This window comes from Saliniramus sp., from assembly GCF_035311605.1.
Classification (GTDB): Bacteria; Pseudomonadota; Alphaproteobacteria; order Rhizobiales; family Beijerinckiaceae; genus Saliniramus.
The window spans coordinates 1-4,521 of the sequence record NZ_DATGCW010000367.1 but is presented as its reverse complement, the minus strand read 5'-3'; the positions used below and the strand labels follow the sequence as shown (position 1 = coordinate 4,521).

The window sequence follows — 4,521 nt, the reverse complement described above, 5'->3', positions numbered from 1 at the left end:
CTCGTTTACACCGAGAGGGTCGGCGGTTCGAGCCCGTCACCGCCCACCATATATTCCGCGTCGGTCATGATCGCATCCGCCATGAGGCGGTATTGCGTCGTCAGAAGCGATGTCCACTGATGTCCCCGCTCCTGGGCTGCCAATTGGCGCCAGCTGTACAGTCGGTTTGCGTACTCGAAGTGCAGGCTTTCCTCAGCGGCCTGCGCGTGCGCCGGCGCGAAAAACCCTACGGAATTCTGCGCCGGTTTTCGGGCCGTATAGTATAGGGCGCCGCGCAGAGCAGGGCCGCAGCGATGAATGTCTTACGCAGATGGGGCAGACGAAACGGCATGGTGTTTCTTTGATCGATTCTAATACGATCAAAGAATGATTCATTATGGTTGATACAAATTAAATCATTGATTGTGTCGCGCCGCCGCCATCGCGGCTACCGGCGATCCGGGACCGTCATTTTCCGAATGGAGCCCTTCGGAGAAAGCCTCGGACGCGGGCGATTGAATCCCGCTCGCCTCCCGATAGAGCAAATTCGGCAGAGGAGCGGAAATGAACGCGCTCCCATCGTTTTCGATACCCATCCGGCTTTTCCGTTTGGCGGCGACCGGTGCATCGAAGGCCGGATCCGTAACATGCGGCTGGCCTGACGACGGGTGCCCCCCCCGCGCGGACACCGCCCCACGACATGATGTGGACGGGTGGGGGCGCCTGGCCGGATCGCGAAACGCCCGGCGGCTACCGTTTGCCCGGTGATTCTCTGAAAGGCAAGGCTCGCCACCTTGCAACTGCGATGTACAAGCTGTTGAAAAACGGCATGAAAGATCATTTTCATGCTTCTTTCGTCTTCGCATGATCCTATCTGGCGAGGGGGAGCGTCTTCGCGATTGTGCAAGGCGGGACGCTTCGCTATAAGGCACCCAAGCCGAGGGGGCAGCCGACGGCGCGCAGGCGCCGCAAGGGCGAACGACAAAGGATCACGATGACGAACACGGTTATCGAAACGTCCTATCGTCCGAGTGAGGACGAACCGTTCATGAACGAGCGCCAGCGCGAATATTTCCGGCGCAAGCTCATCCAATGGAAGCAGGACATTATCCGGGAAGCGGCAGTGACGTTGACCACGCTGCAGAACGAGAACGAGAATCATCCCGACATCGCCGATCGCGCCTCATCCGAAACGGATCGCGCGATCGAGTTACGCGCCCGCGATCGCCAGCGCAAGCTGATCGCGAAGATCGATGCCGCTCTGGCGCGGATCGAGGATGGCAGCTACGGCTACTGCGAAGAGACCGGCGAACCGATTTCTCTCAAGCGACTGGAAGCGCGGCCGATCGCCACCCTGTCGTTGGAGGCGCAGGAGGCTCACGAGCGCAATGAGCGGGTCCATCGTGACGATTGAGCGCGTCGTGATAAGGCGTTAAGCAGAGGGCGGATCGGGGGGTCTGCCGGTTTGACCCGGCATTCCGTCCATCGAGATCGGGTGCCGCAGGAGTGGTGGCAGGCCCGGTGAAGTGTGTTGCCGTCTGGCATGGCGCTGTGTCGCGATTATATTGGCGGGAATTCCTTGTTTTCGCCTCCTCGCGCCAATAGGTTTGTGCGTAACGAGGTTTGGTTGAACGCCTGAGGGCGTCCTGGGAGGTTGGTTATGAGCCCGAGTATTTGGCAAATCATCATCGTCGGCGTGCTGCTGGTCCTGCTATTCGGGCGCGGCAAGATCTCCGAAATGATGGGCGACGTGGCGAAGGGCATCAAGGCCTTCAAGAAGGGCATGAGCGAGGATGAAATCGCCGCTGCCGATGCCGAGGAGGAGAAGAAAGATCCCCCCAAGGCCATCGAGCATCAGAACACGGCGACTGCCGAGACCAAGGACAGCAAGGTCACGCAGAAGAAGGCGGGCTGAGTCCGGCCTATCCGATGCGGTGACGCGAGAGCGCGGTGAGATGCGGCATGCCGGGCATGCCGGTGATTCGCCGCGCAGGCTGTGAGGCGGCGGAGCATGTTGAATTTCAGCTGGATGGAGATTCTGCTGATCGGAGCGATCGCGCTGATCGTGATCGGCCCGAAAGAGCTGCCCGGTACGCTGCGTACGATCGGGCGCATGATCGGCAAGGTCCGGCGGCTGGCTTCCGATTTTCAGGGACAGTTCAACGAGGCGCTGCGTGAGGCTGATCTCGACCATGTCCGCAAGGATCTCGACAACCTCAACAAGCAGACGACCCGGGCGCTGAACCCGGCCAAATCCGTGCGCGATGAATTCAGAAGTGCGCGTGACGAGGTCAAGGGCGCGATCGACGGGACGGGGACGAACGCCGCCGATGCCGGCGCGGAAGAAGCCGCTGGCGCGGAGACTGCGGCAGCGCGTACGGCTGAAGCGAAAACCGGCGCATCCGCCGCAACGGGTCAAGCTGCGCAAGCGAAAGCGTCTTCCACCGAGACGTCTTCAGCCAAACCGCCTTCTGCCAAGTCCCCTTCAGCCAAACCGCCTTCTGCCAAGTCGTCTTCTGCCAAGTCGTCTTCTGCGAAGCGCTCTTCCAGCAAGCCTTCTGCTGAAAAATCCACCGCCTCCAAATCTGCCGGGAGCAAATCCGGCACGGCGAAGGCGGCGGGATCGAAATCTGCTACCGGCGCGGGCAAGCCCGCCTCCGCCAAATCCAGCGCCTCCAAATCCGCCGCCAAAGCGACCGCCAGGGAAGAGAGCAAGACGTGACGACGCATGTGGACGAGGACGAGATCGAAGCGTCCCGCGCGCCTCTCATTGAACATCTCATCGAGCTGCGTCAGCGCCTGATCCGGGCGATGATCGCCTTCGTGGTGATGTTCGTCCTCTGCTTCACCTTCGCGCGCACAATCTACAACATCCTCGTCCAGCCCTATGTGCAGGCGCTCGCCACGCCGGAAGAGGCGCGGATGATCTACACGCACGGGCTGGAATATTTCTTCACCCAGCTGCAGGTCGCCTTCTTCGGCGCCGCCTTCCTCGCTTTTCCCTATGTCGCGATGCAGATCTACAAGTTCATCGCGCCGGGGCTCTATAAAAACGAGCGCAACGCCTTCATCCCCTATCTCGTGGCGACACCGCTTCTCTTCGCGCTGGGCGCGGCGGTGGTCTATTTCGTTGCAATGCCGCTCTTGATGTATTTCTCGGTGGGCATGCAGCAGCTCGCTGCCGAGGGCCAGCCGATGATCGAATTCCTGCCCAAGGTGGGGGAATATCTGTCGCTGATCATGATGCTGATCTTCGCCTTCGGCATCGTGTTCCAGCTGCCGGTGGTGCTGACGCTGCTCGCGCGGGCCGGGCTCGTCGATTCGGATTATCTCAAGGCGAAGCGCAAATATGCGGTGGTGCTGGTCTTCATCGTGGCCGCGTTATTCACGCCGCCGGACGTGATCAGCCAGTTCGCCCTTGCGGTGCCGACGCTGCTTCTTTACGAGGCAAGCATCTTCTCCGTCAGGATGGTCGAGAAGAAGCGGGCGGAGGCCGAGGCCGCGCGCGACGCCGAGATCTGACGCAGCTGGCGTCGATCTGGCGAGGTCAGTCCCGGCCCCGAGTCGATGAGCCATGCACGATATCCGCGCGATCCGCGAAAACCCCGATGGATTCGATCAGGCGCTGATGCGCCGCGACAAGAGCTTCGCCGGCACCGCTGCCGGGGTCGTCGCGCTCGATGACGAGCGCCGACGCATCATCGGCGAATTGCAAACTCTTCAGGAGACGCGCAATGCGCGCTCGAAGGAGATCGGCAAGGCCAAGGCTGCCAAGGACGAGGCGCGGGCGCAGGAACTGATGGCGGAGGTCTCCGCCCTCAAGGAGCGCGCACCGGCGCTCGAAGCCGACCAGCGCCGTGTCGAGCGCGAAATCCATGAGGCGCTCGCGGCTTTGCCCAACCTGCCCGCTGACGAGACGCCAAATGGCGCGGACGAGGCTGATAATGTCGAGAGGAGCCGCTACGGCACGCCTCGCAAAGGCGAGGCGGCGCAGCATTTCGAGCTCGGCGAGGCCATGGGCCTGATGGATTTCGAAACGGCGGCCAAGCTCTCCGGCTCGCGCTTCGTCGTGACCAAGGGCCAGATCGCGCGGCTCGAGCGGGCGCTCGGCCAGTTCATGATCGATCTGCATACGGGCGCTCACGGCTATACCGAGGTCAACCCGCCGCTGCTGGTGCGCGACGAGGCGATGTTCGGCACGGCGCAATTGCCGAAGTTCCGTGATGATCAGTTTGCTGCGAAGTCGATAGATTTTGATCGTTTTTGGAGCGACTATGAGGATGATCGCGAGTTTCAGTTCTCGCAGTTTGATCACGAAACGCCTGCGGAACAACGGCGCGAGGAGTCGCTTCGACGACAAGTTGAGTGGCGCAAGAAGCTCGAATCCGAAGAGTACAGCAAGGGGTTTTGGCTCATCCCCACAGCCGAAGTCCCGCTCACCAATCTCGTGCGCGAATCGATCCTCGCCGAGGAAGAGCTGCCGCTGCGCTTCACCGCGCTGACGCCGTGCTTCCGGGCGGAAGCCGGCTCGGCGGGGCGCGA

General features: G+C 61.6%; 7 protein-coding genes. 6 read left to right on the top strand and 1 reads right to left on the bottom strand.

The window, feature by feature from the left end; translation table 11 throughout:
* Positions 1 to 395: 395 nt before the first annotated feature.
* Positions 396 to 575 (bottom strand): hypothetical protein, encoded by a 180-nt coding sequence (locus tag VKP01_RS16300; protein ID WP_324414171.1) that lies wholly within the window; start codon positions 573 to 575, stop codon positions 396 to 398.
* Between the two features lie 104 nt (positions 576 to 679).
* On the opposite strand from VKP01_RS16300, the gene VKP01_RS16295 reads away from it, so the two are divergent.
* The 6 genes from VKP01_RS16295 to VKP01_RS16270 form a co-directional block, all read left to right on the top strand.
* Entirely contained in the window at positions 680 to 847 is a 168-nt protein-coding gene (locus tag VKP01_RS16295) for a hypothetical protein (RefSeq protein WP_324414169.1), read from the top strand.
* A 126-nt stretch (positions 848 to 973) separates the two neighbouring features.
* The gene (gene dksA, locus VKP01_RS16290) at positions 974 to 1,393 is read left to right on the top strand and encodes an RNA polymerase-binding protein DksA (protein ID WP_074445437.1); all 420 of its coding nucleotides are present in this window, start codon (positions 974 to 976) and stop codon (positions 1,391 to 1,393) included.
* A gap of 246 nt (positions 1,394 to 1,639) precedes the next feature.
* Positions 1,640 to 1,894: a twin-arginine translocase TatA/TatE family subunit gene (locus tag VKP01_RS16285; RefSeq protein ID WP_324414166.1), complete on the top strand. Its 255-nt coding sequence runs from the start codon at positions 1,640 to 1,642 to the stop codon at positions 1,892 to 1,894.
* A 96-nt stretch (positions 1,895 to 1,990) separates the two neighbouring features.
* On the top strand, positions 1,991 to 2,701 hold the full coding sequence (gene tatB, locus VKP01_RS16280) for a Sec-independent protein translocase protein TatB (protein ID WP_324414164.1): 711 nt from the start codon (positions 1,991 to 1,993) through the stop codon (positions 2,699 to 2,701).
* Positions 2,698 to 3,501, top strand: coding sequence for a twin-arginine translocase subunit TatC (gene tatC / locus VKP01_RS16275; protein WP_324414162.1), 804 nt, complete (start codon positions 2,698 to 2,700; stop codon positions 3,499 to 3,501). The genes tatB and tatC overlap by 4 nt, the downstream gene beginning before the upstream one ends.
* Positions 3,502 to 3,553: 52 nt before the next feature.
* A partial coding sequence (locus VKP01_RS16270) for an aminoacyl--tRNA ligase-related protein (protein WP_324414160.1) occupies positions 3,554 to 4,521 on the top strand: 968 nt, incomplete at its 3' end.

Bases quoted from the DNA above. Each gene is read 5' to 3' on its own strand.
- VKP01_RS16300 (WP_324414171.1), bottom strand. From the start codon at position 575: ATGGGTATCGAAAACGATGGGAGCGCGTTCATTTCCGCTCCTCTGCCG.
- VKP01_RS16295 (WP_324414169.1), top strand. From the start codon at position 680: ATGATGTGGACGGGTGGGGGCGCCTGGCCGGATCGCGAAACGCCCGGC.
- dksA (WP_074445437.1), top strand. From the start codon at position 974: ATGACGAACACGGTTATCGAAACGTCCTATCGTCCGAGTGAGGACGAA.
- VKP01_RS16285 (WP_324414166.1), top strand. From the start codon at position 1,640: ATGAGCCCGAGTATTTGGCAAATCATCATCGTCGGCGTGCTGCTGGTC.
- tatB (WP_324414164.1), top strand. From the start codon at position 1,991: ATGTTGAATTTCAGCTGGATGGAGATTCTGCTGATCGGAGCGATCGCG.